The sequence below is a fragment of the Streptomyces sp. CA-135486 genome (genome assembly GCF_050936555.1).
In the GTDB taxonomy this organism is placed as follows: domain Bacteria; phylum Actinomycetota; class Actinomycetes; order Streptomycetales; family Streptomycetaceae; genus Streptomyces.
This window is the reverse complement of sequence record NZ_JBNJMM010000002.1, coordinates 246,666-273,531: the sequence shown is the minus strand read 5'-3', so window position 1 is coordinate 273,531 and position 26,866 is coordinate 246,666. Positions and strand designations below refer to the sequence as shown.

The following is a 26,866-nucleotide window of genomic DNA, read 5'->3' as shown; positions in this document are numbered from 1 at the left end:
GCTCGGTCACCGCTTGGCGGACTCCACGGGCAGCACATTCCGCAGCCGCGCACAACGCGGACATCGGATGAGCCGCCCTGGCCCGATCCGATCGGCGCCGAGCTGCTGCATCGGGAACGAAGCGGTAGTGAAGACGTGCCCCTCGGCACAGCGGACGACGGTGCGCTCCATCAAGTCCATCGGGTCCCTTCCCCAGAGAAATCCGGACGAAGGACCACATTAGGGGATCTATGGGACGGGGCTGCACGCGGCACTCCGTGGCTCACTCGGCGAGTCAAAGGTACGCCTCAACTCCCGCGCCCCGCAGCCACATCGGAGCCCCGAAGGAGCGGCGGGACCGGTGCCCGGACCGGCGGCCTGGACGGCACGAAGGCGCCGCGGCGAAATACACTGGGGGCCAGCAATGGGGTACAGTGTGCGACGGTGCGGGCCGATCACCGGTACGCCTCGCGGGTGTAGTTTAATGGTAGAACATGAGCTTCCCAAGCTCAGAGCGCGGGTTCGATTCCCGTCACCCGCTCCAAAAGACAAGGCCCAGGTCAGGGACATGATCCCCAACCCGGGCCTTTGCGCTGTCCAGACCGATTCAGGCGTCGCGCACCACTTCCGCACCACCTACTACTGATCTTTTCGTAAGTTCTGTGCGTGTGACGGGGTGTTGGTGGGACCCTGTTGTGGTGTCTTTCAAGCCTTCGTTTGTTGCCTCCGAGTCTGTCGTTCCTCCTTTGACGCGGCCGCAGTTGGCCGAGGCTCGGCGTGTGCGGGCGGCCGAGTTGTTCGGGCAGGGACGCACGAGTACTGAGATCGCACGGATGCTGGAGGTCAGCGGCGAGAGCGTGCGGCGGTGGAAGCGGGTATGGGAGGAGGGCGGCGCTGATGCCTTGCGCCGGCGTCCGGCCACGGGTCGTCCGCCCAAGCTGGACGACGCCCAGGTCGATGAGGTGCGGGCCGCGCTGGAGCGAGGCGCCCAGGCACATGGCTTCGAGGCCGATCTGTGGACGTTGGAGCGGGTGGGCCTGGTCGTCGAGCGGCTGACAGGGGTGTCGTTGTCGCGGGCGTCGGTGTGGCGGCTGCTGACCGGTCGGATGGGGTGGAGTCTGCAGCGCCCGGAGCGTCGGGCCCTCGAGCGGAACGAGTCCGAGATCGCCCGCTGGATCGCGCACGAGTGGCCGCGCATCAAAAGGGGGCGGTGAACACACGTGCCTGGATCGTGTTCCTCGACGAATCGGGGGTGTCCCTGCTGCCCCAGGTCCGCCGCACCTACGCGCCCCGCGGCCGCACCCCGACACTGCGGCACCGGCTGAACTGGAAACGCGCCTCGATGGCCGCAGCCCTCGGTTACCACGCCCCCGACCCCGACCGTGGTCCGCGGTTGTGCTTCCATCTCAAGCCGGGCAGTTACGACACCACCGCCCTGATCGAGGTGCTGGAACAGGTCAAAGTGTTCTACGCCGGGGAACGGGTGGTGCTGGTCTGGGACGGGCTGTCCGCCCACTGGAGCCGTGCCATGCGTGCCTGGGTCGCCGAACAGGACTGGCTGACCCTGGAGCGATTACCCGCCTACGCGCCCGAGCTCAATCCGGTGGAGCTGCTGTGGTCATCCCTCAAGAAGCGCGAGCTCGCCAACCTCGCCGGCGACCACCTCGCCGATGTCGCCGACGCCACCGAGCAAGGCATCCACCGCATCAACCACAACCCGCAACTGCCCTGGTCCTTCCTCACCCACACCGGCCTCACCATCCACCCACCAACCCCACAGAACTAACGAAAAGATCAGTAGTGCAGCCTGCGTCCCATGGCCGCCGTGACAGGCTCGCGGTCTTTGGTCGCCCACCATTCGTCGATGTTGGCGCGGATGACGAGTGCTGCTGTCTGCACGCATTCATCGGTCGGATCGCCGATGAGCAGGTTCGGTGCGTCCTCACTGAAATCCAAGGTGATCAGCCACGTCTGGTGCGCGGCATCCGTCGGCGATACCTCGACGGTGATCTCCAGAACCGTTTCGTCCGATTCTCCACGGCCGGAGTCGGATGACTGCAGCTGCTGAACCTGCGGTTGGTCCCGATGGCGATCCTGGTGCAGGGCCAGGCGATCCAGCAGGCGGGCCCTCGTCTCGGAGCTGAGCTTCATGGTTCCTATTTCAGCACTCGGCGGTTGCCAGCCGGGCGCTTGCGAGGGAGGGGGCTGCAGCCGCGTAGTAGGCGGCGATAATGCCCTATAGGGGACTCAACCAGGACATGCTGACGGCCCCTGACCGAGATGGCTGGTCAAGGGCCGTTCACATGCGGTGATGTGGGATTTGAGCCCACGGTGACATCGCTGCCACGACGGATTTCAAGATCGCTGGCCCGGTCTCATGCAAACTGGCTCAGCTGAGCACCGGGCCTAGCAGAAGCCGTTGAGGCCCCACCACTCGCCGTCGGTCCGCTCGCCGCCCGCCAGGAGGCCGTTGCCCAGCCCCCGGTAGGTGACCAGCCAGCCGAGGTGGCCCGGGTAGCCGTCGATGACGTACTTGTCGTTGGACACGGCGGCGAGATCGGGACGCCCGTCGCCGGAGAAGTCGCCGGGCGCAATGAGGTTGGCCATGGCGTTCCAGCCGCCCGAGCCGACCAGGACGCGCCCGCCGAGCGCGGCGGAGCGGCCGGGGTAGAGCCACAGCTTGCCGGTGGCCGCCTCGCGAGCGTAGAGGTCGGAGCGGCCGTCACCGTTCATGTCGCCCACGCCGACGAGCGCGTTCATGACGTTCCAGCCACTGGCGCCGATGAGCTTGCGCCCACCGAGCGTGCCGGTGGAGGTGCCGGGGTACAGGTACAGCCTGCCCGTGGCCTGCTCGACCGCGATCAGGTCGGAGCGGGCGTCACCGGTCAGGTCGCCGAAGGCTGTGATGTTGCGCATGCCGTTCCAGCCGCCCGTGCCGATCAGCTTGCGCCCACCGAGCGTGCCGGTGGAGGTGCCGGGGTAGAGCCACAGCTTGCCGGTCGATGCCTCGCGGGCAATGACGTCCTCGCGGCCGTCACGGCTGAAGTCGCCGTGCCGGGTGAGGGCGTTCATGACGTTCCAGCCGCCCGTGCCGATGAGCCGGCCAGTGCCGTCGCCCGGAGTGAACCACAGCCGTCCGGCCTTGTCGCGGGTGATCACGTCGGCCTTGCGGTCGCCGTTCATGTCACCGAAGCCCAAGGCCTTGGGCGACGTCTCGGAGTACCAGCTCGGGTAGGCGGGCTGGCTGCACTCGCGCGCGGTGCGGACGAACTTGACCGAGCTGGTCGTCGCGGTCGGGGACGAACTGTATTCGCCGGGGCCGGCCGGATCTTCGGGGAAGTAGCCGCCCCACGGCACGTAGTTCTTGTCCTCGTAGACGCAGGCGATCGACGTTGTCCGGTTGACGTTCGAGCGGATCTTGTTGTCCCAGCTGCCCAGGTCCGCGACGCTCTTGTTCGTCTTGTACATCTGTCCGGTCGCGCTCTCGCCCGACCAGCCGCACCAGTAGCCCGCCGGGCAGTCGTACGCGCTCGCGGCAGCCGGAGCGGCGTTCACGGTAGCCAGGCCGGTGCCGGCGAGCACGAGGCCGGCCAGCGTCGCCACCCCCCGCATGAAACGGTTCTGCATGTGTTTGGGTCCCCTCCCATTGATGTGCGACGGCACCTTATCCCGTCAACACGTCGGGGCTCCCGGGACGTTGCTGCGGCTCTATAGTTGCTGGTCGACGCAGGCCAGGCGATCGCAGAGCAGCGTTGAGCTCACCGCACCGCAGTTGTCGCACGCCTGGCGCACCAGAAGGGCACCAGACGGAGCGGTGAACCACGGTCCACAGCGGATCGATCTCAGGTGAGGCGCAGCCTGCCATAAGGCCGTCCCACCTGGTCAGAACACCGAAGCGGCCGGAACCGCCGTGATTCCCAAGCTCAGAGCGCGGGTTCGATTCCCGTCACCCGCTCCAACGACTAAGGCCCGGGCCAGGGACATGACCCCCAATGCATGCCTTTGTATTGTCTAGACCGATTTAGGCACCGCGCACCACTTCCGCGCCGCTTGGACCCTCTTCCGGCTGGTCAGAGCCCTTCTTCCGCGCGGCCCGGACTGAGTGCTGGTCGATCAGCGCGGCGGCGAGCAACTCCCGCATGCGTTCCGTGTCCTGCGGCGTGCTCAAGCCGCGCTTGGGCAGTATCAGCACTCCGGCGCCCCATACATCTGGGGTGAGTAGCACGAAGACCCGGCGACCCTCGACCCAGCGCCCGTAGAACCCCCAACCTGTGTGGTTCGTATGGCGCTCGGTCACAGTGCCGATCCCTGATCGGTCGACCGTGACGTGATGTTCGCCCAGGTGTCTGGCGTATCCGAGCAAGCCCAGAGCCATCAGCCAGCGGCACGCGATCATGATGACGATGACGGTCACAGTGAACCGCAATACCCCCAGGGCAGGGGAGTCGATGCCCTTGGCCGCAACGTTGATCGCGATCACCAGGCCGAGGAAGATGCCCACGACCCACAGGACGCGATAACCCCACCGGCCAACCGGACTGTGCCGCATCTGAAGTTTCAACCCGTCGGATATCTCCCGCAGTGTCACCGTGTACGTGAACTGCACGGATACGTCGGCGGTCATACGTCCTCCCCAGGGCTGATGGACAAGGGATCGTACTGGTAGGCGATCAACGGCTACTCATCCCACCGCAGCCAGATTTCAAATCTCGGCGAGACCTGCGGCCCCAGGCGCTTCGGGGGCCGCCGGGAAGCCCTACCTCCAGGTCCTCGTACACGTCTCCCACGCGGATGCCAGCCGGGTTGCGCGGGTCGGTCGCCTCATCCATGGTGCCCAATGTCCAGGGGTGACCTCACAACCGCCTCACAATTTCCGCGGACGCAAACGGTCGTGCCAGACCCGTGCCAGATCGGTCGGCAAACCACGGTCAACGACGGGGCCGACGTCCGGCCGAACATTCCAGCAGGAGCACGCAATGCTGCAGCTCAGGCAGCACACCCACCGTGGCGGCGCCAAAAGTGGCCACACGGTTACGTAGCGGCGGCGCGCCGCGGAGCCCTGCCTCGCATCCCGGCATTCGTGACGACATGTCCGGGAGTACGAGGCACGACCGCCAGTAGATCTTTGCAGCAGCATCACAAGGGCTGCGCATCACCTTCGGCAGGCGCCAGTAGCGTTACTGGCCGCTCGATCCCGCGTGCGAACTTGAAACAGGTCGCCGGCGTCCCTGGCGGCGCAGTCAGCACAGAAAGATCGCAGATGGACTACTGCTCCGCGTGCCGCCGTAATCTCAATGGGGCGCTCGTGTGTCCAGGGTGCGGCGCATACGCTCCCGACATTGCCCCGCCGGCCCCTCGCCTCCACGGCGAGTTCGCCTCCACCGCAACGACAAGGCAGGCATGGCGCGCGGAGGAGGTCCCCGCTCCGGGGTCCTACCCCGGCACTCATCACACCGACACCGCACCGATCGGTAGCGGCGCATCCGTGGACGCGATGGCGGATGCATCGGGTACTGGTTCGTCCAGCGGCCACGAAGGAACCGCCTCCACCGGGCAGGGCCGGGCGGCTCGGCGTCGGCAGCTGGCACGTTGGAAGAAGAACAAGCGTCGGGCCGTGGCCGCAACGGCCGTTGCCCTTGTCGGTGGCGGCCTGACCGTAGCTGCCCTGCCGACCACCAGGCCTTCCAACAGTCACACACAGGCAGCCGCACCGCCGGAGCCGGTGACCGCGGCCACTCCCGGCGCAGTGACCACCGACTCGGCGTCGGAGCAACCGGACACCCCGGTTTCGCGGCATCCCCGCACTCGCCCACCCACGACAACCGACCGGCAGCAGAGCACCACCGCCGCCACGCCTCCCGCTGCGACGACGAACCGGCAGCCGACATCCGCCGCCTCGGCCCCAGCCCCCGCAGCCCCGAGGTCAGCGCCGCACACCACAGCCGAGCCGGCCCAGGGGACGCACGTTGGCAACGCCGACGCCCCAGCCCCAGCCTCAACCCCGGAGACGACCGCGCCCGCTGCCACCCAAGGCCCCGGCGCCGGCACATCGGCCCTGAACCTTCTGCCGACAACGTCGGCGGGCGCTCCGACAGCACCGACGCAGGTGTGCCTGATCGGTGTGTGCATCGGCTGATCGCCTCGTTCCCGTCGCACGCCGCCGTCTACAGGCACTGACGGAGACCCATCCGCGCCTGGGCCGCTCAGCGCGTCGAGCGGCCTCCTGCAACGCGTATGGGGCGATTGCGCCGTTACGGCCATAGCGGTCCGCCGGGTGCTCTAGCGTTTGGTACTCCTTGGTGCCGGCTGTCGGGGCGTTGGGTGCCGGGATTGAGTTGTTCGGGGGTGCAGCGTGGCTGAAGTCGGGCGATTCGATGCGTTTGTGTCGTATGCGCATGAGGATGGGCCGTGGGCCACGGCGTTGGCGGGGAACCTGCATCGGCTGGGCCTTGAGGTGTTTCTGGATCAGTGGGAGCTGGTCGGTGGCCGGCGGGTGGCGACGCGGCTCGAGGACGGACTGGCGCGCGCTGATGCACTGGTCGCTGTTGTCAGTCCGCATTGGAAGGCGTCCGGGTGGTGTGGTGAGGAGTTCGCGGCGGCCGTGACGGCCACGGTGGCGGGACGGCAACAGGTGATCCCGGTGCTGCTCGGCGAGACGGAGCTGCCGCCGTTCATAGCTTCGCGGCTGTATTTCGACTTCCGCCACGTGGCTTCTCCCGCGCAGTACGAGAAACTGGTGCGGCAACTGGAGCGGGCGGTACGGGGGTTGCCGACGGGTGAGCGTCCTGCGCGGGGCGGGGCGCTGGTCATCCCCGACGGGATCGCCTACCGGCCGGACGGGCCGGTGTACGCGGAGTTACAGGTCAGCACGGGATCGGTTGTGTTCTCCACCGCCGGCTCGGAGGTGTCCCGCACGCCGCACGGTGTGGATCGCGGTCTGGAGCAGCATTTGTGGATGCTGCGGCGAGCTCGTGCGCGGGCTGACGGCGGGTTGGCCACTCGGCAGCCGCTCCCGATGGGTGAAGTGGTCGCTCCCGGTGGTGTGGCGGGGGCGCTGACCGCCGTCGGCGATGCGTTGGGTGAGAGGTTTGTGGGCGGTGCGTTGGCCACGGCCCTGACGAGGGAAGTCGCGGCCGCCGAAGCACGTCATGCACCGTTCCGGATGGGATTGATGGTGGACGACCCGCGGTGGGTGGATCTGCCGTGGGAGACGCTGGTTGTCCCTGGCGCAGGGCAGCCGTTAGTGCTGTCGGAGCAGGTGCAGTTGTACCGCACGGTGCGGCGGGAGAGTCCGCCGGTGGCGGTGCAGGTGCCGGGCCCGTTACGGATTCTGGCGGTGGTGGCGAGCCCGGAGTCCGGCGGGGGTGAACTGCTCGACTATGAGCGGGAACTGGGCCGGATCCTGGATGCGGTCGACCCGGCGCGGTCCGGGCACGGCGCGTATGTGCGGGTGCTGAACTGGGGCAGTCTGAGCGAGATTCGCGCTGCCCTGGAGCAGGAGCGTTTCCATGTGCTGCACCTGTCCTGTCACGCCGGGCCGGGCACGTTGTTGCTCGAGGACGAGCGGGGCCGGGCAGACCGGGTGGACGCGCAGCGGTTCATGGCAGAAGGAATGCCGACCGGGCGGGGCGTTCCTTTGGTGGTGCTGGCCGGCTGCTCCACCGCCCTCACGCCTGCGTTCCGTGACGTGGAAGAGAACGGGGATCCGGACGAGAACGGGGACCCGGACGAGAACAGCACCGAGGGCTCCGGTGAGGCTGACGTCAGCGCGGAGGGGCGGGCGCGGGCCGGTCTGGCCCGGGAGTTGCTGGCTCGCGGGGTGCCGGCGGTACTGGCGATGACCGAAGCCGTCACGGACCACTACGCCACCGAGCTGACCGCGGCAGCGTACGAGGAGCTGGCGCGGGCCGAGCACCCGGACCCGCTGACCGCTCTGTCCCAAGCCCGCCGCACTCTGGAAACCCGACGTCGGCAACTGCCCGAGCGTGACCCACGCGCCGTGTGGCCGGAGTGGGCGACCCCGGCGCTGTTCCTGGCAGGGCCGCCGCTGCCGCTGTTCGACCGCGCCCATGGTGCCGGTCAGGTGCGGGCTGTACGTGAGGCGGTGCTGGATGAGGGCATGGTGGTGCGCAAGGTCGGCGAATTCGTCGGTCGCCGCGCCGAGCTGCGTCGGCTACTGGCCGCCCTGCGCGATCCCGGCCGGGCCGGAGTGCTGGTACACGGTATCGGCGGCGTCGGCAAGTCCACTCTCGCCGCTGAGCTTCTGCACCACTACGGCTCCCAGGACCGGCTCGTGGTACCGGTCTCGGCCACCACGACCCGCACCGTCGACGCCCTCCTGGAGACACTGCGGCAACGCCTGACCGCATACTGCCTGGCCGAGGATCTGTCGGAGAATGACCAGCTCCGACGCGTCGCGGTGGCGCTGACGGACGCCAGCTCGCCCTGGCGGGACCGCTGGGAACTGATCCGCCAGCTCGTGCTGCCAAGGCTCACGGTCCTGCTGATCCTGGACAACGCCGAAGACCTCCTGACGCGTTCCGGTGACGGCCGGCAGCTGTACGACCCGGCGCTGGCGGATCTCCTGGCCGCGTGGACGGCGGCAAGCCCGAGAACGCGACTGCTCATCACCAGCCGCTACCCCTTCAGCCTCCCCCAGCGCGCCCACAAGCGGCTGACCACCCATCACCTGGGCCCGCTGTCACTCGCGGAGAGCCGCAAACTGATCTGGCGACTGCCCGGTTTGGGCGCTCTGAGGCCGGCCGACCAGCACCGTGCCTACACCGACGTCGGGGGCCACCCACGCGCCCTGGAATACCTCGACGCCCTGCTACGCGGCGGCCCGGCCCGCTTCCCCGACATCGCCGACCGCATGGAAACCGCACTGGAGCACCGCGGCATTCGTGATCCAGAGCGCTGGCTGGCAGGCGTGGAGGGTGATTTGGACATGGCGCTGGCCGAGACCGTCACCCTCGCTGTGGACGACGTCCTTCTCGACACTCTCCTCGATCAGCTCGATGAGGTGTCCGGGGCGCGGCTGCTCCTGGACGGCCTGGCCGTCTACCGCACCCCGGTAGACCGCACGGGGGCTGCCTGGCAGATGTCACATCTCACCGCAGCGCCCGACCCCGACCCCGTACTCATGCAGCGCCTCCAAACGGTGAATACGCAGATCGCCGAGGCCGTCGCGGCGGGGGCTCGGCCGGAGGACGGTTATGGCCTTGCGCCCGCGACGATAACCCAGGCCGCGCGAGACTGGCAGGAGATCCGACGGCCTCCGGTCGAACTGGACGACCATGGCGGCAAGGCCCTGAACCTGCTCATGGAGCTCGGGCTGGTCTCGCCGGCCCCCGCGCCACAAGACGAACCGGGTAGTCAGCCGAGCGGCTTGATGGTGCATCGCTGGACCGCCGACGCCCTCCAACGACGCGCCCGGCCCGACACTCTCAACGCCGCTCACCGTCGGGCCGCCTCCTACTGGCAGTGGCGCGTCAACGTTTGGCCCCAGACCCCCGCCGACGACATCACCCAGCTCATCGAAGTCCGCCACCACCGTCACCAGGCCGGCGACCTCGATGAAGCCGACACTGTCACCCGGCGCGTCTGCACGCAGCTGCGCACCTGGGGAGCCTGGGACTGGGAACAACGCCTGTGCGAGGAGGCGCTCACCTGGTACCCCGCCCGCTCCCACCCTGCCGCCGCCTACATCCATGAGCTGGGCACGATCGTGCAGCGCCGGGGGAAGTACGCGGAGGCCGAGGAGTACTACCGGGCCTCCCTCGCCATCGAGGAGGAGCTGGGCAACCGCTCCGGCATCGCCAGCAGCTACCACCAACTGGGCATGATCGCGCAGGAACGGGGGGAGTATGCGCAGGCCGAAGAGCACTACCGGGCCTCCCTCGCCATCCTGGAGGAGCTGGGCAACCGCTCCGGCATCGCCAGCAGCTACCACCAGCTGGGCATGATCGCGCAGTACCGGGGGGAGGACGCGCAGGCCGAGGAGCACTACCGGGCATCCCTCGACATCGAGGAGGAGCTGGGCAACCGCTCCGGCATCGCCACCAGCTACCACCAACTGGGCATGATCGCGCAGCACCGGGGGGAGTACGCGCAGGCCGAGGAGCGCTACCGGGCATCCCTCGCCATCCTGGAGGAGCTGGGCGACCGCGCCAGCATCGCCACCAGCTACCACCAACTGGGCATGATCGCGCAGCTCCGGGGGGAGTACGCGCAGGCCGAGGAGCACTACCAGGCCTCCCTCGCCATCAGGGAGGAGCTGGGCGAACGCTCCGGCATCTCCAGCAGCTACCACCAGCTGGGCAGGGTCGCGGAGCACCGGGGGGAGTACGCGCAGGCCGAGGAGCACTACCGGGCATCCCTCGCCATCCTGAAGGAGCTGGGCGACCGCTCCGGCATCGCCACCAGCCTCGGTCAGCTGGGCGTACTCCGTACTGCACAGCAGCGCCTTACAGAAGGCGTGTCTTACATGCTGCAGACGCTGGAGCTTCAACTGGAGATCGGAATTCCGACCACCACGGCTCTCTACTGGCTCGACCGACAGAGGGCTCTCCTCGGCGATGATGCCTTCCATGCCGTTCTCAGCGATCTACTGCCGGACGATGCAGTGGTAGCAGTCATGGAAGCCACGCAACCTCCGGCCGAGCCCGCAGAAGACGAGCGATCACCCAACCATGGCGACTCCACGGGCGCAGATCAGGCATAGAACCTGCTCACGAAATGATCCTGGTACTCGCAGGGCGACCCTCCGCGAACCCGGGCCCGGGCCGGACCCGCCACAATGACGGCATGAGCGACGCCGAACTGGGCAGCTGCCTGCGTGCCTGGCGCGACCGTCTGGCACCCGCCGAAGTCGGCCTGCCGGCCGGCCCGCGGCGGCGCGCGCCCGGGCTGCGCCGCCAGGAGCTCGCCACCCTGGCCGGGCTCTCGGTCGAGTACCTGGCCCGGATCGAACAGGGCCGCGCAGGACGGCCCTCAGCCTCGGTCCTGCGGCCCCTGGCTCGTGCCCTGCGGCTGACCGAGGAGGAGCGCGACCACCTCTACCGGCTGGCCGGGCACTCCTCGCCCGCGCCCGGGGTCGCGTCCGCGCACGTCACGCCAGGGCTGCAGCGGATCATCGACCGGCTGAACGATGCCGCGGTGCTGGCGGTCGACCGCGCCTGGAACGTCGTCCTGGCCAACCCGCTGGCGATCACCCTCCTCGGCGACGACGCGACGGGCGAGGACGGTGAGCGCAACGTCCTGCGCCGGCACTTCACCGGGCGGCCCTCGCGGGTGGTCCGTACCCCCGCCGAAGCCGCGGACTTCGAGGCGTACGCCGTCGCCGACCTGCGCGCGAGTCTCGGGCGGTTCCCCGCCGATCCGTACCTGCTCGGGCTCGTCGGCGAACTGCAGTCGGTCAGCCCGCGCTTCACGGAACTCTGGGCGCGGACCGATGTCGCCGCGAGCACGTCGCAGCTCAAGAGGGTCGAGCACCCCGAGGTGGGGCGGCTGATGCTCAACTGCGACGTACTGGAGGCCACGGGCTCGGCGCTCCGCCTGGTCGTCTACACCGCCGCGCCGGGCACGCCCGACCACCAGGCCCTGGCACTCCTCTGCGCCGTCGGGCCGCAGACCTTCGGCTGACGCTCATACCGGAAACGCCCACTGTCCGGTGCTTTCACAAGACCTGCCCTGTCGCTGCGTGGCAGATGACAACTACCCGCAGGGGCACGGAGTCGGCGTCAGCCCGGATGCGCCCCGTGGCCCTCATGCGCGGCGTCCGCCCGGAGTGCGGCCTGGGCGATGTTGCGGGCCATGCCGCCGAACACGAACGCGTGGAACGGCCACACGCTCCACCAGTAGACGTGCCCGAGCAGACCGTGCGGGTGGAACACCGCCCGCTGCCGGTAGCGGGCCCGGCCCTGCTCGTCCCGGTCGGAGTACATCTCCAGCCAGGCGAGCCCCGGCAGCCGCATCTCGGCACGCAACCGCAGCAGTCGGCCCGGTTCGATCTCCTCGACGCGCCAGAAGTCCAGCGAGTCCCCCACCCGCAGCCGTGCGGGGTCCCGGCGGCCACGGCGGAGGCCGACGCCTCCGGCCAGCCGGTCGAGCCGGCCTCGTACCGCCCAGGCGAGGGGGAAGGAGTACCAGCCGTTGTCACCGCCGATCCCCTCGATGACCTGCCACAGTGCCTTCGGTGAGGCGTCGACGGAGAGCGCGCGCCGGTCGATGTAGAGGCTGCCCCCGGCCCAGTCCGGGTCCGAGGGCAGGGGGTCGCTCGGAGCGCCGGGCAGCGCGGCGGAGGACCAGCGGGTGGTGACCTGCGCGTCGCGTACGCGCTGCAGGGCCAGGGTGAGTGCCTGGTCGAAGCCGATCGGCGCACCAGGCGGATCGGGTACGTACTGGGCGATGTCGTGCTCTCGGCAGACGACCTCGTGGCGCAGCGACTCGGCCAGCGGCCGGGCGAGGGAGGCGGGTACGGGAGTGATCAGGCCGATCCACAGGCCGGAGAGACGGGGCGTCAGCATCGGTACGCGCAGGATGAAGCGGCGGGGCAGGCGGGTCACTTCCGCGTACCGCCGCATCATCTGCTCGTATGTCACGACGTCGGGCCCGCCGACGTCGAACGCGCGGTTCACCTCGTCGGGCATCCGTGCACTGCCCACCAGATACCGCAGCACGTCCCGGACGGCGATCGGCTGGATGCGCGTGCTGACCCAGCTCGGGGTGACCATCACCGGCAGCCGCTCGGTGAGGTAGCGCAGCATTTCGAAGGACGCCGAACCGGAGCCGATGATGACCGCGGCGCGCAGGACGGTCGCCGGCACGGCCGAGCGGAGGAAGATCTCGCCGACCTCGGCGCGGGACCGCAGATGGGGTGACAGTTCGCGTTCCGGCACATCGGCCGGGGTCAGTCCGCCCAGGTAGACGATGCGCCGGACGCCCGCGGCGCGGGCCCGCTCGGCGAACAGCCGGGCAGCCTTCCGGTCGGTTTCCTCGAAGTCGTGTCCGGCCCGCAGGGCGTGCACAAGGTAGTAGGCGACATCGATACCGCGCAGGGCGTCGCCGACCGAATCCGGGTCGGTCACATCCCCGGTGACCACCTCGGCGCGTCCCGCCCAGGGGTGGTCGCGCAGCTTGTCCGGAGACCGGGCCATGCACCGTACGCGGTACCCGGCGTCCAGCAATTCGGGTACCAGCCGGCCTCCGATGTATCCCGTCGCGCCTGTCACCAGACAGTGCGGGCTCCGCGTGTCCCGGCCGCTCATGGAACCTCCGATCCGCGGGGTGCCCCCATGCCACTCTCGCGCCTGGCGACGGATTCCGCTCTTGGGGCCGGCCCGGGATGCGGTGCCGCCAATCCCTCGGCACGGTTCATTCGTATCCACTGCTGGACGGAACTTCCCGGAGGGCTGAGCCATGACAAGGACACTCACTCGCAACCGCGCGGTGCTGGGGCTGGCAGCCGGAGCACTGGCGGGCGTGCTCGCGGGCTGTGGGGGTGGCAACGGTGGAAGCGGAAGTGGCTCGACGACCTCCACACCCCCGGCGAAGAGCGCCGAAACAGGAGTGACGCAGGTGACAGCGGAGCTGACCGACTTCCACATCGCACTGTCACAGAAGACGTTCAAGCCCGGCGCCTACGCCTTCGTCGCCAAGAACAGCGGCCAGCACGACCACGCCCTGGAGATCGAAGGCCCCGCCGGAGAGCACCGCAGCAAGACCCTCGCTCCCGGAGCATCCGCGACGCTCAAGGTGACCCTGAAGTCCGGCACCTACGAGATCTACTGCCCCGTCGGCGGGCACAAGGACCTGGGCATGAAGACGGAGATCACCGTGGGCGGCAGCCCGCCCGTGAACAAGACCCCCTCGCAGAACAGTGGCTACTGAGCGGGCGCGCGCCACCCCGCATCTGCGGGGGCGGCTGTTACGGAACTGTCTTCTTTCTGCGTGCAACTACGGTGCCCCCTCTGCTGTCTAGCAGGAGGAACTCGCATCATGCGCGCATAAGGAGTCGACAGCCGTGGGGGACATACGCCGACGAGGAGTCGTCGCACTCGGGATCACCGCGCTGGTGGTCCCGCTCACTCTGGCCATGGGGAGCACGACCGCTCACGCGGCCTCCTGCACGACGCAGACCGGGGCGTACCAGAAGCAGGTCGAGCGGTTTCTCGGCCGCCCGGTGGACGGCAGGCAGTCCGCCGCCGACTGCAAGGCGATCCAGGCCTTCCAGACGAAGCACTCGATCAGCCCGAACGCCGGGCTGGCGGGCCCCATCACCTGGGGCGTCATGGATCTCATGACCAAGCAGAAGGCCGTCGGGAAGAACCCGAACAAGGCCGGCAAGTGCCCGACGAACAAGGGCCGCATCGCCTGCGTCGACCTGACGCTCCAGCTCAGCTGGATCCAGGACGGCAGCAAGCTGGTGTACGGACCGGTCGCGGTGCGTACCGGCCGTGACGGGCACGAGACCCGCACCGGCCTGAAGACGGTCTACTGGCGCGACATCGACCATGTGTCCAGCCTGTACAACGTGCCGATGCCGTACAGCCAGTTCTTCGACGGCGGCCAGGCCTTCCACTCGGTCGGCATCAGTGTCTGGGCGCCGCCCGGCTCGCACGGGTGCGTGAACATGACCAAGACCGACGCCGCCAAGTACTGGAGCCTGCTCCGCAACGGCGACGACGTCTTCGTCTACGGCCGCAAGCCCGGAACCTGAGACACCCAAGGCCCGCAGGAGCCTGCGAGCGCCCGGAAGCGGCCCGGACCGACGGTCCCGGTGGCTTCCGGGAATTCCGGGGTCGGCTGGCTACGCTCGCCGCATGGCGCGCACCCGGCTGTACCGCAACGGCACCCTGGTCCTGGAGAACTTTCCCGCCGACGAGATCTCCGAGCACCTCACCGATCCGTCGTCGGTGCTGTGGCTGGACCTGTACCGGCCCGGGCCGGACGAATTCGCCATGGTCGGCGAGGAGTTCGGGATCCATGAACTGGCCATGGAAGACGCCGCGCACCAGGGGCAGCGGCCGAAACTCGACCGCTACCGCACCCACGAATTCCTCAGCGCCCATGCGGTCTCCATCGCCCCGGACAGCGCCGACCTGTCCACCAGCGAGATCTCCGCGTTCCTCACGAGCCAGGCGCTGATCACCATCCGCAAGGACGACGGCTTTCCCATCGACGACGTCGTCGCCCGCTGGGACCAGAGCCCGGACCTCGCCGGGCACGGGGTCGGATTCCTGCTGCACGGCCTGCTGGACCACGTGGTCGACGGGCACTTCGCCGCGGCACAGCAACTCGACGACCGGGTCGAGGAGTTGGAGGACCTGCTCTTCGCGGAGGGGCGTCACCAGATCCGGACCGTGCACCGTCGCCTGTACGCACTGCGAAAATCGCTTGTCCGGTTGCGCCGCGTGGTGCTGCCGATGCGCGAGGTCGTCAACTCGCTCATGCGCCCCGGCCTGGTCAGCGAACCTCTTGCGCCCTACTACCAGGACGTCTACGACCACGCGCTGCGTGCCATCGAATGGACCGAGTCCGTGCGGGACATGGTGGCCTCGGCGATGGAGACGAATCTGTCGGTCCAGTCCAATCGCATGAATCTGATCATGAAGAAGGTGACCAGCTGGGCCGCGATCATCGCCGTGCCCACTGCCATCACCGGCTTCTACGGTCAGAACCTTCCTTACCCGGGCTTCGCCCACCAGACGGGATTCATCACCTCCACCACCGCCATCGTGGTCGTCTCCGCGCTGCTCTACCTCGTCTTCAAGCGCAAGGACTGGCTCTGAGCGGCAGGTCTCAGCCGCGCGCAGTGCCGGGACCGTACTCGGTGAGCAGCAGGGCGATGTCGTCGGCACGGTATGTGGAGCGGCGCGCGTCGTGCAGGAGCCGGTCGGCGAGTTCGTCGACCGAGTCGGCACGGGCGTGGGCCAGGGATGCCCGTAGCCGGTCGATGCCCACGTCGATATCGGTGCCGCGCTCCTCGACCAGGCCGTCCGTGTAGAGGGCGAGGACAGAGCCCGGCGGGAGGTCGATCCAGGTTCCCTCATAGGTGCTCGCGCGATCCACACCGAGGAGTGGGCCGGCCTCCAGGGCGAGGACGTCGGTCGTCCCGTCGGGACGGCGGAGCAGTGGCGGGAGGTGACCGGCGCTGACCGCGTACGCACGGTGGCCGGAGGGTTCGAGGCGGATGTAGCAGCAGCTGGCGAGCAGCCCGGCGTCGAGGTCGATGAGGGTCCGGTTGGCGCCCGCCATCACGTCGTCGGGCGCATGGCCCACTGCCGCGAAGGCCCGTACGGCGCTGCGCAGCTGAGCCATGGTGGCCGCCGCGGCGATGCTGTGTCCCTCGACGTCGCCGATGACGAGGGACACTCCGCCACCGGTGGGGATGACGTCGTACCAGTCGCCACCGATGTCCATTCCGCTGGTGCCGGGCAGGTAGCGGACGGCGGCGTGGACGCCGGGGACCACCGGCAGCCGGTGCGGCAGCAGCGCCTGCTGCAGGCCGCGCGCGAGGGCGAACTCCGAGTCGTAGAGGCGCGCTCGTTCCAGGGCCTGGGCGATCAGCCCGGCGAGCGCGGTGAGGACACCGCGGTCCTTCGCCGTGAACGGATGGGCGTCGTCGAAGCCGAGAACACAGGTGCCGACGGGGCGGCTGGAGGCGATCAGCGGCAGATACGCCCAGGAGCTCAACCCGCCCGCGGGGATTCCCGGATATCCCTGGGAGAGGTCCTGCTGCGACTCGATGAAGAGTGGGGCCCCGGAGGTCAGGGTCTCCGTACCGGGCAGGCGGGCGTGCAGCGGCACGCCCTCCAGCCAGTCGAGGAAGTCCTCACGGTGGCCGGTGTGGAAGAGCAGGTGCAGCGTTCCCTCGCGGACCACGTAGATCGCCAGCTGCTGGCCGCCGAACGCCGGGAGAAGCTGGTCGGCGACGACGCCGCAGACTTCGCGGGCGGTGACCGCCTCGGTCAGCGCGCTGCCCAGCTGCAGGACGTGGTACATCACGCCCAGGCGCGCCGGTGTGGCGGCGGGTGCCGTTGCCTCCCGGGCGGCGGATGCCGTCGTGACCGGTCCGGCGGGTGCTGTCGCGGCGGGTGCCGTCGCGGCCAAGGGGGGATGACCGGCGGGGACCACCCGGCCGGTCACCCCGTCCGCCTGCGGGTGGAGGGAGAACGCCAGCCACTGGTCGGGCGGGCGGCGGGCAAGGAAGGAGAGCGGCTCCTGCGAGATCATCGCCGACCGGTGCCGGTACTCGAAATCGGGGTCGGACAGCCACGGCAGGATGTCCCAGAGACAGTGGCCCAGCAGATCGTCGCCGCGTACGTCCAGCAGCTGCTCAAGGCTGGGGTTGGCGTAGGTGACCCGCCCGTCGGGGGCGAGGGAGAACAGTCCGTCCCGCAGCCGCTCGGCCGCGGCGACGGCCGCGCTGCCGGCCCGCGCGTCGACGACCGCGCCGACCAGATGGGTACGCACCCGCGCGTCGTCGACCTCCGGTACGCGGCCCCACAACTCGACGGTGCGGTACCCCTCGCCGCCGCCCGCGCGATCTCGTACGCGCAGGCGCCGCGCGATGATCCGGCCCTCGGCGGTGGCCGCGCGGGCCGCGGCCCGGAAGGCAGCGAGGTCGCCGGGGTGCAGACAGGCAGCGAGCGTTTCGGCTCGACCGTCGAAAGCACGGGGGTCCAGACCGAAGATCGCGCAGAGCTCGTCGTCCACGGTGAAGGTGCCGGTGACGAGGTCCCAGTCGAACTGGCCGACCTGTACGGCCGTTCCCGAGGGAGCCGGTGTCTCGACGGGAACCGTCTGCGGATCGCACTCGACGGGATCGCCGGTACGGGCGCGGAGGGCGGCGAGGGAGGCGCCGAGCCGGTTGGCGATGGTGCGCACGTGGCGGCGCTGGGCCTTGGACAGCCCTTCGCCGCCCGGTCCCGCCGCCCAGACGATCGCGAGCGCCCCGAAGGTCTCGCCACCCACGCCCACCGGCACGGAGCAGGAGCCGAAGGCGTGCGGCAGCGCCACGGCGAGCTGGGGAAACCGGCGCATCGTCTCGTCGGCGTCGGCCAGGTGGACCGTGCGCCCCGAGCCGTAGGCCGCGGCGACCGGGATGGGGCTGCTCACCGGAATGAGGCGCCAGCCGCCCAGCAGGGAGGGTGGCACCCCGCACGTCGCGGCGAGCACGATCGAGCGGCGGTCGCGAGAGCGGAGAAAAACGCTCCCGGCGTACGCGCCGGTTCCTCTGACGGCTTTGACGACGGCCGCGGCAAGCAGATCCTCGCGCTCCGCCGTCTCACCAGCGATCATCCCGCGCATATTCCCAGTGTGCGCAGGTTCGGGCCCACCTGGCCCGATATGGCAGCTCAGCGAGACCGGGCGGGAGCGTTCCAGGACCCGCTACGAGCGGGCGGGAGCCTGCCGGGACCGGGCCACTGCGGTGGCCGCCCCGGAAAATTCTCAGAAGAATTCCGTGGCCGTCGATCCGGCCCTCTCCCGTTCGACGCAAGGATGAGAGGCAGGGAAAGCCCCCGTCCTCCCGACCGAGGAGTCACCATGCCGCGCTGTCTCTCGCTGATCCGCATCGACGAGCAGAATGCCCCCACCGACGACCCCGGCCCCGAGTTCGAGCAGCGCATGGGCGAGCTGTTCGAGGAGATCACCAAGGCCGGGGGTCATGCTGGACACGGCCGGGCTCACTCCGACCTCCGAGGGCACCCGGGTCACCTGGTCCGGCAGTGCGTTCCGGTTCACCGACGGGCCCTTCACCGAGAGCAAGGAAGTCATCGGCGGTTATGCCATCCTGCAGGCGAAGGACAAGGCCGAGGCCCTGGAGTGGACCAAGCGCTTCCTGCAGATCCACCCGGAGCACTGGACCGTCACCTCCGAGGTCCGCGAGATCGCCGAGGGCTGACCCGTCCGCGCCGCCCCCGCCGCGCGGGCTGACGCTCCGGTCGCCGCGCCGGAGCATTCACCGGAGCCAGGTGTCCCGGACAAGCCGGGCGCCTGGCCACTGCCCCGTACACCCAAGATCGCGCCGGGTGGACGGCCGGCTCTGCGGAAGATCAGCCGCAGTCCCGGATGGCGCGCGAGCAGCCGCCCACCGGCTCGGGCTCGGCCCCCGGCTGAACCGCCCTCCCACTCGACGACGCTTCGGGACCGGCTCAGTTGGGCCCCTGTGCCCGCAGAGTCTGCCGCCGTATCAGCCGTGAGATGTCCTTCGCGTTGATGATCCCCACCAGTTGTCCCCCGTCCACGACGAGAATGCGCATGCCGGTGGCCGGGCGGAGCCTGTCGAGAGCCTCACTCAGCAGATCACTCGGGGTGGCCACCGCACACTGCGACAGCGGGATCGCCACATCGCGCACACGAAGAGCCTCCCGGCGCGCTCCCGGTATCCCGGCCAGCCTGCGTGCCTGAACGATCCCGCTGGGGCGCCCTTCGAAATCGAGCAGGGGCACGGCGGAATGGTGGGTCTTCATGGCCACCTCGTCGATGAACCGCTGGACGGTCAGCCAGTCGGCACCGGTGGTCACCGGGCTCGACATGGCGTCGGCCACCCGCACGCCCCGCAGTGCCGTGTGGATTACGGCGCGCTGCCGTTCCGCGCCGGCGACGACCGTGATGAAGAGGCCGACGAAGACGAGCCACAGCCCGCCCGGCACCCCGCGCAGGAGGGCGATCCACCCGACGACCATCAGCAGCACGCCCATGACCTGACCGCTTCGGGAAGCCGCCCGGTCCGCGCGCTCCCGGTCTCCGGTGCGCCACCACACCAGCGCCTGAACCACCCTTCCGCCGTCGAGCGGCGAAGCGGGCAGCAGGTTGAACGCGCCGAGGAACAGGTTCGCCCAGCCGAGCCACATCAGAACGGCGGCGGGCACCGCCCAGCCGGTCATCAGGTGCAGCCCGATTCCCGCGCCGAGCGCGGCACCTCCGACAGCCAGACTGGTCAGCGGGCCGCTGACGGCCACCGCGAAAGCGACCGCGGCGGACTGCGGTCGCCCCATCCGGGTCATCCCGCCCAGCGCCCACAGCGTCACGTCCTCTACCGCGATCTTCTTCCTGCGGGCAGTGGCCGCGTGTGCCGTCTCGTGGAGCAGCAGGCTGCCCATGAGCAGCACGGCGCCCACGGCACTGGCAAAGGTGTACACCGTGTCCGAGCGCCCCGGAGTCCAGGCGGGGAGGGTCTGGCGGCCGAGACCGTACGCGAACAGGACCACCAGCAGCGGCACGCTGAAGTGCATGCGCAGCGGGACCCCGACAACTTGTCCGACGCGGACCGAGCCGTTCATCGTCGTCTCCTGCGGGCTCCGTGAACCGATCAGCACGGCACCCACTGACGATTGTCTCTCGCAAAGCCTCCCGCCGTCGGCCCGAGGCCCAGGGCACGTACAAGCCCGGGGGACGCTCAACTACGTACAACGAGGGCACCGGATCTACGCTGGACCTACCGACAGCAGTGCGGAGGTGCGACATGGGGCACAGCCACCACTTCCATCTGGATCAGGGTGACCACTCGATCACCGTGAACGTCGGACCCGGAAGGAACGGAGAGATCGAGCTCCTGGTCGACGGCAAAGTGGTCGCGTGCCAGAAGGAGCACGGCCGTGGGACGAGCCTGCTGGCCGCCGAACTGCCCGAAGAGCCCGCCCGCCCGATCCGGGTCCGGATACGCGAGCCGCACCTCGTCCCCTCCAGGCCGCCCAGATGCACGCTGGAGCTGGACGGCGTGGAGCAGCCCATGCCGGAAAGGGCGCTCATGATGTGAGTTCCGGAGGGTCTGACCGCCGGCGCGCAGCCGCTCGCGGCCGGCAAGAGGGGCCTGGCGGGCCTACTTCTTCAGGCCGAGCGTGGCGCAGGCCGCCTTGTACTCGGGGGTGCAGATGTCGGCGACGGTGTAGACGCCGTCCTCGATCACGGTGTCCTTGATGTTGTCCTTGGTCAGCGAGATGACCGGGACCAGCACCGAGGGGATCTTCTTGGTGGTCGGACTGTTGACGTCCGCCTGCGCCATGGAGTCCAGCGACATGCCCCTGGCCAGCAGGATGGCCATCTCCGCCGCTGCGCTGGCCTCCGGGGCGTACGGCTTGTAGACGCTCATGTACTGCTGACCCGCGACGATGCGCTGCACGGCGGCGAGCTCGGCGTCCTGGCCGGTGACCGGCGGGAGCGGGGAGACACCGGCGGCCTTCAGGGCCTTGATGATGCCGCCCGCCATGCCGTCGTTGGCGGAGTAGACGCCGATGATCTTGTTCTTGCCGATCGCCGAAATCGCCTCCTCCATGTTGGCGGCGGCGTTCTCCGGCTTCCACTCCTTGGTGTCGTACTCCCTGCCCACGTTCACCTTGCCGTCGAGCTTGGCGTGCGCGCCCTTCTTGAACTGCGCGGCGTTCGGGTCGGTGAGCGCACCGTTCATCATCACGATCTGACCCGACGTGGTGTCGGAGCTCAGCGCCTGCAGCAGCGCTATGCCCTGCACATGGCCGACCTCTTCGTTGTCGAAGGAGGTGTACGCGTCGATCGGGCCCTCGGCGAGGCGGTCGAAGGCGACGACCGGGATACCGGCCTCCTTGGCCTTCTTGATGCCGCCGGCGATGGCCTTGGAGTCGACCGCGTCCACGATGAGCGCGTCCACCTTGTTGTCGATCATCGTGTCGATCTGCTGCGTCTGCAGGGAGGCGTTCTGCTTGGCGTTGGCGTAGAGGACTTTGCCCTTGCCGTTGGTCAGTTCGCTGATCTTCTTCTCGATGACCGGCTTGTCGAACTTCTCGTAACGAGCAGCCTCGTTCTCCGGAAGGAGCAGACCGACGGAAATGTCGTCGCTCGTCTTCACTCCGGAGTCCTGGGCGCTCACACAGGAAGTGAGCGAGACGGCCATCGCGGAAGCAGCGACAGCAACGGCAGCGTGACGCAGATGTGCGTTCATGGACAGAAGTCAACCTCCCTGGGAGGCCGCGCCCCTGCGGCCAAGGTGGCTGGAAGTCAACCCCGCCCCGACAAAAGCGTCAAGAAGTATATTATTAACGAGATGACAACGGGTACTGATCGTTAGCTAAATGAAGACAAACGCAGGTCGAAAAGCGCTCTGAAAAGGCTTTGAATCACCTGTTTCCGGACCACAAGGGCATGAGTGCCAGGCACCTCGGCGCCGTCCACCAAGAGCATGCGGAACCACCGGCTGCCGCGTGGCAGTGGCGGATTTTCGACGCCCTCCACCACCCTCGGCCACCGGGCCGACCGCGGCAACAACAGCCGGCCGTCCGCCACATCGCGGACGACCGGGCCTCCTGGCCATCGCCGAGCGGGCTGCGGCGTGGGCGTCAGGGGGTGGCGCGATGGGCGGCCCGGTGGCGGGACAGGGTGTGGCGGGGATGGGTGGGGTGGGTCAGGACGAGTTGACGAATGAATTGGTGGAAACAGGACAGAGCGGCTACCGGGGGCAGGGCGGCCACCGCGATGCCGGGCAGTGTCCTCGGTGCGTTGCTGACGCACAGAGCCACCGCGATGGCGGCGAAGAACACCACGACAGCCCAGGCGTGCGGGGCCCGGCGCCGGTGCAGTGTGATGCGCAGGATCGACAGCGAAGCAACCAGCCAGGGCCCGAAGACCAGGAGCGGCCAGCCCTGTGCCAGGTCTGCCGGCACCCCGGGGGCGGCCACGTACAACAGCGGGTCGTAGGAGACCATCACGCTGTAGACGCTGACGACGGTCATGACGAACGCGGTGAGCGTCGCGAGACTGAAGCTGACCACACGCAGCCACGTCCAGCCCTGGAAGCGCTGGGTGGCCTTGGGTTTGCGGCGGGTGTGGGAGCGGGGCCGGGGAAAGGCCGCGGGGGCCGGGGCGCTTTGCGGTGCGGAGGTGCCCAGCAGCTGAGCCAGCTCTGCTTCCCAGTCCAGCGCTTCGCCCTTCCAGGACAGCGCCTCGCCTTCCCAGGACAGCCCTTCGCCCGGAAGTGTCTGGTCCATATCGGGCGGGAGGAAACCATTTTGCGCGCGCAACGCATGGTCGGCCGACCACTGCGCGTCGGACTCCAGCGTGCCGTGGGGTGGCATCTGGTAGCCATCGAACAACTCGGGACCGTCATACATGCCGCGTCTGCCCCAGCCTCTCACCGGCCTTGTACGAGGCGCCGGGCGAGTGTGCGGGAGGCCGGGGCCTCGTCATGGTGCCGGCGTCAGTACCCCGCTGCGTCGGGGCGTACTGGGGCGGGGCGGGCAGTACGGCATGAAGGCGGCGGTGGAAGTCGCTCTGGATGCACTCCAGTTCCTGCAGCAACTCGTCCAGCACGTCGACAAAGTAGTGCGGGACCACCCGGTCGGCACTGTCCGCGGCCTGACCGGTGATATGTCCTGCGTGCCCCGCCACCGGGTCGGGCGGGCACCCTCCGCGGCTGGTGTCGCTGGGTCGTCTTCCGCGCAATGAGCGATACAGCTTCGGTGATGTCACGCACATCAAACGAACGGGGCACGCACTCGGATGACCGGCGTCCGGGTGACCTGTCGCCACCGGAGGATGGCTCATCCGCCACCGGGTTGACCCGTAGCCATACTTACACTCCGGCTCCCCCCGACTCTTGTCCGGCCGTCGAGACTCCGGTCGGGTGGCCCGGGCCTGCGGGCCGGCCCGGGCTCAGTCCGCGCCGTACGCGTCCCGCTCCGGGCGCCGGCCGGACAGCCCCCGGCGGCGCGACCGTAACCGGCGCCCTTGAGGACGCGACAAAAGGGGAAGAACGGGCAGAGATCTGACCATGCCTCTGCTCGTCGGAACCTCAGGGTGGCAGTACAAGGACTGGCGCGGTGTTCTCTATCCGCCCGGGCAGCCGCAGCGGCTGTGGCTGGAGGAGTACGCCCGCCACTTCGCCACTGTGGAGAACAACAACGCCTTCTACCGGCTTCCCGCTACCGACACCTTCGCGTCCTGGCGGGAGCGGACGCCGGAAGGCTTCGTCATGGCGGTCAAGGCCAGCCGCTACCTCACCCACATCAAGCGGCTGCGCGACCCCGAGGAGCCGGTGCGCCGACTGATGGACCGGACCGAGGGCCTGGGCGGGAGACTGGGGCCCGTACTGCTGCAACTGCCGCCCAACTTCCGGCAGGACATCGGGGCTCTGGACGCCTGCCTGAGCTGCTTCCCCCGCACGGTCCGGGTGGCCGTCGAACTCCGCCACACCTCGTGGTGGGAGTCGGAGCGGGAGCTGCGGGCCGTGCTGGAACGGCACAGCAGCGCACTGTGCTGGGCGGACCGGGGGTCCCGCCCCGTGACGCCACTGTGGCGTACCGCCTCGTGGGGGTACGTGCGGTTTCACGGCGGCCTCGCCGAGCCATCGCCGCGCTACGGCCGCCAGGCGCTGAAGTCCTGGGCCGGACGCATCGCCGACGCCTGGCCGGACCAGGACGATGTGTACGTCTACTTCAACAACGACACGGGTGGTGCTGCCGTGGTGGACGCCGTGAAGTTCGCCCGGGCAGCGGCCGCGTCGGGCCGGACGGTGAGCCGTACACCGCCGGCCCGGGCACAGTGGTCCAGCTCCTGAGCGACGCGGCCTCATCCGCGATGACTGTCGGACAGCTGCGTGCCCTCGTCGGCGCCGTGGCCGATGCCTTTGTGGACGAGCGGGCGGCGGAACTTGAGAAAGAGGCCGAAGGCGACACCGGCGATGCCTGCCGCGAGCAGTACACCGGGAAGGATCCACGTCAGGGACGAGTCCTTCGCCGCGCCCAGCAGCACATCGAAGTTGATCAGAGCGGTGATGAAGACGGCGGCCAGGGCGGTCCCGCCGAGGACCGGGGCGACGGCGCGGCTCCACAGCCGCTCGCCGCGCCCGTCGCGGGCGAAGAACCCGATGACCGCGGCGGAGACGACCGTCAGCAGGAAGATGACTCCCAGGGCCCCGAGGTTGGTGAGCCAGGTGAACAGGGTTGCCAGCGGGTCCAGGCCGGCGGCCGCGAACACGATGACCGTCAGGGCCGCGAGCCCGGTCTGGGCGAGCGAGCTGACGTGGGGTGAGCGGTGCCGGGGGTGGACGGCGCCCAGCGCGCCGGGGAGCACGTGCTCCCGTCCGAGGGCGAAGGAGTAGCGCGCGACGGCGTTGTGGAAGGACAGGATGGCCGCGAGGAGGCTGGTCAGGAAGAAGACGTTCGCGATGTCGCCGAAGGCGCTGCCCAACCGCTGCTCTCCGAGGGCGAAGAAGAGGCCGGGCCCCTGCTCCTGTGCGGCGCCGACGACGAGGCCGGGTCCGGCGCCGATCGCGAGCGCCCAGGCCGACAGGGCGTAGAAGACGCCCATGAGGACGACCGCCAAGTAGGTGGCGCGGGGGATGGTGCGCCGCGGATCCCGGCACTCCTCGCCGTAGATGGCGCCGGATTCGAATCCCATGAAGCCCGCCATCGCGAAACAGAAGGCAGCGCCGACCGCTCCGGTGGCGAGCGCGTCGTAGGACAGCGGGGTGGCCGAGATGCCCTGCGGGCCGGGGTCGAGGAACTGTCCCGCGTCGAAGACGGCGACGGTCACCGTCTCGATCACGAGCAGGACCGCGAGCACCTTGGCGTTGAGGTCGATGCGCCGGTAGCCGAGTACGCCGACGGCGGCTATGCACGCCAGGACGTACACCCACCACGGCAGATCGAGGCCGAGCCGGGTCTCGGCGAGGTCGGCGGCGGTGTAGCCGAACAGGCCGTAGATCCCGATCTGCATGGCGTTGTAGGACACGAGCGCGACGAAGGACGTGCCCACACCGAGCGACCGGCCCAGGCCCTGCGCCACGTAGGAGTAGAAGGCGCCGGCGTTGGTGATGTGGCGGCTCATCGCCGCGTAGCCGGCGCTGAAGACGACGAGGACGACCGTCAGGACGAGGAAGGCGAGCGGGTAGCCCACCGAGCCGGTGACGGCGAAGGCCTGCGGGCTTCCCCCCGCGGCGACGGTCAGCGGCGCGGATGCCGCGACGACGAAGAAGACGATGTGCGAGACACCGATGCCACGTCTCGGGGGGCTGTCCGTGGAGGGGGTGGAGAGCTGTTCGACGGCCATGACTGGCACTCCCGTGGGTCGGGGACGAGGCCGTGGCAACCGAGGTGACCGATGGCCCGATAATTTTCTCATTTGGGCCACTACGGCCCATTGAGGGGATCGTAAGGACCCAAACGATTTCCTGCAAGGGTCTGCGCGCCCCCGCTACCGAGCGGGCAGAGACAGAAAAGAATCGACGAGGAGGTGGGCGCGCACCCGGGCGTGCGGGGCCTCGGTACGCGTACGGGCCAGCAGAGCGGCGGTGTCCAGGCCGAGCTCGTCCGCCTTGGCGTCGCCGCCGTGGACGAGCCAGTTCTCGAGCGTGGCCGAAGTGAGCTCCGGATGGAACTGCACAGCCATACTGCGGCCGTGCACGAACGCCTGGGAGCAGACGCTGTTGCGTGCGATCTCCCGCGCGCCGGGCGGCAGGCGCCACCGGTCACCGTGGTACTGGAACCACGGCCCCCCCGGCACGAGTTGGGCATCGTCGGAGTGGACCGTGGTCCAGCCGAGCTCGAAGCGCGGGGAGCGCTCGACCCGGCCGCCGAGCGCGGTCGCCAGTGCCTGACCGCCGAAGCAGATGCCGAGCACGGGCACCCCGGCGGCGTGCGCGGCGCGCAGCAGGTCCAGCTCGGGCGTTATCCATGGCCCGATGAGCTCGGTGTGGTCCACCGACCACGGCGCACCCAGGGCAACGACGAGGTCGTACGCCTCGGCTGCGGGGAAGACCCGTGCCACCCCGGGGTCGGTGAACCGTTCCGCCGGGACGACGACCAGTTCGGTGAGGTCGTAGCCCCGCTGCGCCAGCCGCTCGCCCACGTATCCCGGGGTGGACACGTGCTCGTGCTCGATGATCAGTGCCCGCACCTGTCGGCGCTCCCTC

Annotated in this window: 21 protein-coding genes, 1 tRNA gene and 1 pseudogene; 12 read left to right on the top strand and 11 right to left on the bottom strand. The window is 69.2% G+C overall.

What is annotated here, in order from left to right:
• The first annotated feature begins 449 nt into the window (after positions 1-449).
• From ACQEVG_RS20305 to ACQEVG_RS20295, 3 genes are all read left to right on the top strand, one after another.
• Positions 450-523: transfer RNA gene (locus ACQEVG_RS20305), tRNA-Gly, on the top strand.
• A gap of 118 nt (positions 524-641) precedes the next feature.
• Positions 642-1,193, top strand: a complete 552-nt coding sequence (locus ACQEVG_RS20300; RefSeq protein ID WP_432984315.1) for a winged helix-turn-helix domain-containing protein — start codon at positions 642-644, stop codon at positions 1,191-1,193.
• Entirely contained in the window at positions 1,190-1,765 is a 576-nt protein-coding gene (locus ACQEVG_RS20295; RefSeq protein WP_432984312.1) for an IS630 family transposase, read from the top strand. Before ACQEVG_RS20300 ends, ACQEVG_RS20295 begins: the two co-directional genes overlap by 4 nt.
• An 8-nt stretch (positions 1,766-1,773) precedes the next feature.
• On the opposite strand, the gene ACQEVG_RS20290 is transcribed toward ACQEVG_RS20295, so the two are convergent.
• The 3 genes from ACQEVG_RS20290 to ACQEVG_RS20280 all read right to left on the bottom strand — a co-directional run bounded on the left by ACQEVG_RS20290 (position 1,774) and on the right by ACQEVG_RS20280 (position 4,603).
• Complete coding sequence (locus ACQEVG_RS20290) at positions 1,774-2,130, bottom strand: hypothetical protein (protein ID WP_432985971.1); 357 nt, start codon at positions 2,128-2,130, stop codon at positions 1,774-1,776.
• Between the two features lie 255 nt (positions 2,131-2,385).
• The gene (locus ACQEVG_RS20285) at positions 2,386-3,606 is read right to left on the bottom strand and encodes an FG-GAP-like repeat-containing protein (RefSeq protein ID WP_432985969.1); all 1,221 of its coding nucleotides are present in this window, start codon (positions 3,604-3,606) and stop codon (positions 2,386-2,388) included.
• A gap of 394 nt (positions 3,607-4,000) precedes the next feature.
• The gene (locus tag ACQEVG_RS20280; protein WP_432985967.1) at positions 4,001-4,603 is read right to left on the bottom strand and encodes a YcxB family protein; all 603 of its coding nucleotides are present in this window, start codon (positions 4,601-4,603) and stop codon (positions 4,001-4,003) included.
• Between the two features lie 213 nt (positions 4,604-4,816).
• On the opposite strand from ACQEVG_RS20280, the gene ACQEVG_RS20275 reads away from it, so the two are divergent.
• From ACQEVG_RS20275 to ACQEVG_RS20265, 3 genes are all read left to right on the top strand, one after another.
• Entirely contained in the window at positions 4,817-6,115 is a 1,299-nt protein-coding gene (locus tag ACQEVG_RS20275; RefSeq protein ID WP_432985965.1) for an SCO2400 family protein, read from the top strand.
• Between the two features lie 216 nt (positions 6,116-6,331).
• Complete coding sequence (locus ACQEVG_RS20270) at positions 6,332-10,702, top strand: tetratricopeptide repeat protein (protein ID WP_432985963.1); 4,371 nt, start codon at positions 6,332-6,334, stop codon at positions 10,700-10,702.
• Positions 10,703-10,785: 83 nt separating this feature from the next.
• Complete coding sequence (locus ACQEVG_RS20265; protein WP_432985961.1) at positions 10,786-11,622, top strand: helix-turn-helix transcriptional regulator; 837 nt, start codon at positions 10,786-10,788, stop codon at positions 11,620-11,622.
• Between the two features lie 98 nt (positions 11,623-11,720).
• Here the strand turns inward: ACQEVG_RS20265 and ACQEVG_RS20260 are convergent, their stop codons facing one another.
• Positions 11,721-13,247, bottom strand: coding sequence for an SDR family oxidoreductase (locus tag ACQEVG_RS20260; RefSeq protein WP_432985959.1), 1,527 nt, complete (start codon positions 13,245-13,247; stop codon positions 11,721-11,723).
• Between the two features lie 151 nt (positions 13,248-13,398).
• On the opposite strand from ACQEVG_RS20260, the gene ACQEVG_RS20255 reads away from it, so the two are divergent.
• The 3 genes from ACQEVG_RS20255 (at position 13,399) to ACQEVG_RS20245 (ending at position 15,770) form a co-directional block, all read left to right on the top strand.
• Positions 13,399-13,869, top strand: a complete 471-nt coding sequence (locus ACQEVG_RS20255) for a cupredoxin domain-containing protein (protein ID WP_432985957.1) — start codon at positions 13,399-13,401, stop codon at positions 13,867-13,869.
• Positions 13,870-14,002: 133 nt separating this feature from the next.
• Complete coding sequence (locus ACQEVG_RS20250; RefSeq protein WP_432985955.1) at positions 14,003-14,698, top strand: L,D-transpeptidase; 696 nt, start codon at positions 14,003-14,005, stop codon at positions 14,696-14,698.
• A 103-nt stretch (positions 14,699-14,801) separates the two neighbouring features.
• Entirely contained in the window at positions 14,802-15,770 is a 969-nt protein-coding gene (locus tag ACQEVG_RS20245; protein WP_432985953.1) for a magnesium transporter CorA family protein, read from the top strand.
• A gap of 10 nt (positions 15,771-15,780) precedes the next feature.
• Here the strand turns inward: ACQEVG_RS20245 and ACQEVG_RS20240 are convergent, their stop codons facing one another.
• Positions 15,781-18,291 (bottom strand): SpoIIE family protein phosphatase, encoded by a 2,511-nt coding sequence (locus tag ACQEVG_RS20240; protein WP_432985951.1) that lies wholly within the window; start codon positions 18,289-18,291, stop codon positions 15,781-15,783.
• 237 nt (positions 18,292-18,528) lie between these two features.
• On the opposite strand from ACQEVG_RS20240, the pseudogene ACQEVG_RS20235 reads away from it, so the two are divergent.
• Positions 18,529-18,886, top strand: a pseudogene (locus tag ACQEVG_RS20235) (YciI family protein).
• Between the two features lie 250 nt (positions 18,887-19,136).
• Here the strand turns inward: ACQEVG_RS20235 and ACQEVG_RS20230 are convergent.
• Positions 19,137-20,267, bottom strand: a complete 1,131-nt coding sequence (locus ACQEVG_RS20230) for a site-2 protease family protein (protein ID WP_432985949.1) — start codon at positions 20,265-20,267, stop codon at positions 19,137-19,139.
• Positions 20,268-20,449: 182 nt separating this feature from the next.
• Between ACQEVG_RS20230 and ACQEVG_RS20225 the strand changes: the two genes are divergently transcribed.
• Positions 20,450-20,743 carry a hypothetical protein gene (locus ACQEVG_RS20225; protein WP_432985947.1) on the top strand — a complete coding sequence of 98 codons (294 nt, stop codon included), beginning with the start codon at positions 20,450-20,452 and terminating at the stop codon, positions 20,741-20,743.
• Positions 20,744-20,806: 63 nt separating this feature from the next.
• On the opposite strand, the gene ACQEVG_RS20220 is transcribed toward ACQEVG_RS20225, so the two are convergent.
• The 3 genes from ACQEVG_RS20220 to ACQEVG_RS20210 form a co-directional block, all read right to left on the bottom strand.
• On the bottom strand, positions 20,807-21,901 hold the full coding sequence (locus tag ACQEVG_RS20220; RefSeq protein ID WP_432985945.1) for a substrate-binding domain-containing protein: 1,095 nt from the start codon (positions 21,899-21,901) through the stop codon (positions 20,807-20,809).
• Positions 21,902-22,295: 394 nt separating this feature from the next.
• Positions 22,296-23,066 (bottom strand): DUF2637 domain-containing protein, encoded by a 771-nt coding sequence (locus ACQEVG_RS20215; protein WP_432985943.1) that lies wholly within the window; start codon positions 23,064-23,066, stop codon positions 22,296-22,298.
• Complete coding sequence (locus ACQEVG_RS20210) at positions 23,059-23,343, bottom strand: hypothetical protein (RefSeq protein WP_432985941.1); 285 nt, start codon at positions 23,341-23,343, stop codon at positions 23,059-23,061. The genes ACQEVG_RS20215 and ACQEVG_RS20210 overlap by 8 nt, the downstream gene beginning before the upstream one ends.
• A 382-nt stretch (positions 23,344-23,725) precedes the next feature.
• On the opposite strand from ACQEVG_RS20210, the gene ACQEVG_RS20205 reads away from it, so the two are divergent.
• A complete protein-coding gene (locus tag ACQEVG_RS20205) occupies positions 23,726-24,511 on the top strand; it encodes a DUF72 domain-containing protein (protein ID WP_432985939.1) in 786 nt (261 codons plus the stop codon).
• An 11-nt stretch (positions 24,512-24,522) separates the two neighbouring features.
• Here the strand turns inward: ACQEVG_RS20205 and ACQEVG_RS20200 are convergent, their stop codons facing one another.
• Positions 24,523-26,004 (bottom strand): APC family permease, encoded by a 1,482-nt coding sequence (locus ACQEVG_RS20200; RefSeq protein WP_432985937.1) that lies wholly within the window; start codon positions 26,002-26,004, stop codon positions 24,523-24,525.
• Positions 26,005-26,148: 144 nt separating this feature from the next.
• Positions 26,149-26,850: a type 1 glutamine amidotransferase gene (locus ACQEVG_RS20195; protein WP_432985935.1), complete on the bottom strand. Its 702-nt coding sequence runs from the start codon at positions 26,848-26,850 to the stop codon at positions 26,149-26,151.
• Positions 26,851-26,866 lie beyond the last annotated feature (16 nt).

What these genes read in the sequence shown, in the direction of transcription:
- ACQEVG_RS20290 (WP_432985971.1), bottom strand. Translation starts at nt 2,130, where the DNA reads ATGAAGCTCAGCTCCGAGACGAGGGCCCGCCTGCTGGATCGCCTGGCC.
- ACQEVG_RS20285 (WP_432985969.1), bottom strand. Translation starts at nt 3,606, where the DNA reads ATGCAGAACCGTTTCATGCGGGGGGTGGCGACGCTGGCCGGCCTCGTG.
- ACQEVG_RS20280 (WP_432985967.1), bottom strand. Translation starts at nt 4,603, where the DNA reads ATGACCGCCGACGTATCCGTGCAGTTCACGTACACGGTGACACTGCGG.
- ACQEVG_RS20275 (WP_432985965.1), top strand. Translation starts at nt 4,817, where the DNA reads ATGTCCAGGGGTGACCTCACAACCGCCTCACAATTTCCGCGGACGCAA.
- ACQEVG_RS20265 (WP_432985961.1), top strand. Translation starts at nt 10,786, where the DNA reads ATGAGCGACGCCGAACTGGGCAGCTGCCTGCGTGCCTGGCGCGACCGT.
- ACQEVG_RS20260 (WP_432985959.1), bottom strand. Translation starts at nt 13,247, where the DNA reads ATGAGCGGCCGGGACACGCGGAGCCCGCACTGTCTGGTGACAGGCGCG.
- ACQEVG_RS20255 (WP_432985957.1), top strand. Translation starts at nt 13,399, where the DNA reads ATGACAAGGACACTCACTCGCAACCGCGCGGTGCTGGGGCTGGCAGCC.
- ACQEVG_RS20245 (WP_432985953.1), top strand. Translation starts at nt 14,802, where the DNA reads ATGGCGCGCACCCGGCTGTACCGCAACGGCACCCTGGTCCTGGAGAAC.
- ACQEVG_RS20240 (WP_432985951.1), bottom strand. Translation starts at nt 18,291, where the DNA reads ATGCGCGGGATGATCGCTGGTGAGACGGCGGAGCGCGAGGATCTGCTT.
- ACQEVG_RS20230 (WP_432985949.1), bottom strand. Translation starts at nt 20,267, where the DNA reads ATGAACGGCTCGGTCCGCGTCGGACAAGTTGTCGGGGTCCCGCTGCGC.
- ACQEVG_RS20225 (WP_432985947.1), top strand. Translation starts at nt 20,450, where the DNA reads ATGGGGCACAGCCACCACTTCCATCTGGATCAGGGTGACCACTCGATC.
- ACQEVG_RS20220 (WP_432985945.1), bottom strand. Translation starts at nt 21,901, where the DNA reads ATGAACGCACATCTGCGTCACGCTGCCGTTGCTGTCGCTGCTTCCGCG.
- ACQEVG_RS20215 (WP_432985943.1), bottom strand. Translation starts at nt 23,066, where the DNA reads ATGTATGACGGTCCCGAGTTGTTCGATGGCTACCAGATGCCACCCCAC.
- ACQEVG_RS20205 (WP_432985939.1), top strand. Translation starts at nt 23,726, where the DNA reads ATGCCTCTGCTCGTCGGAACCTCAGGGTGGCAGTACAAGGACTGGCGC.
- ACQEVG_RS20200 (WP_432985937.1), bottom strand. Translation starts at nt 26,004, where the DNA reads ATGGCCGTCGAACAGCTCTCCACCCCCTCCACGGACAGCCCCCCGAGA.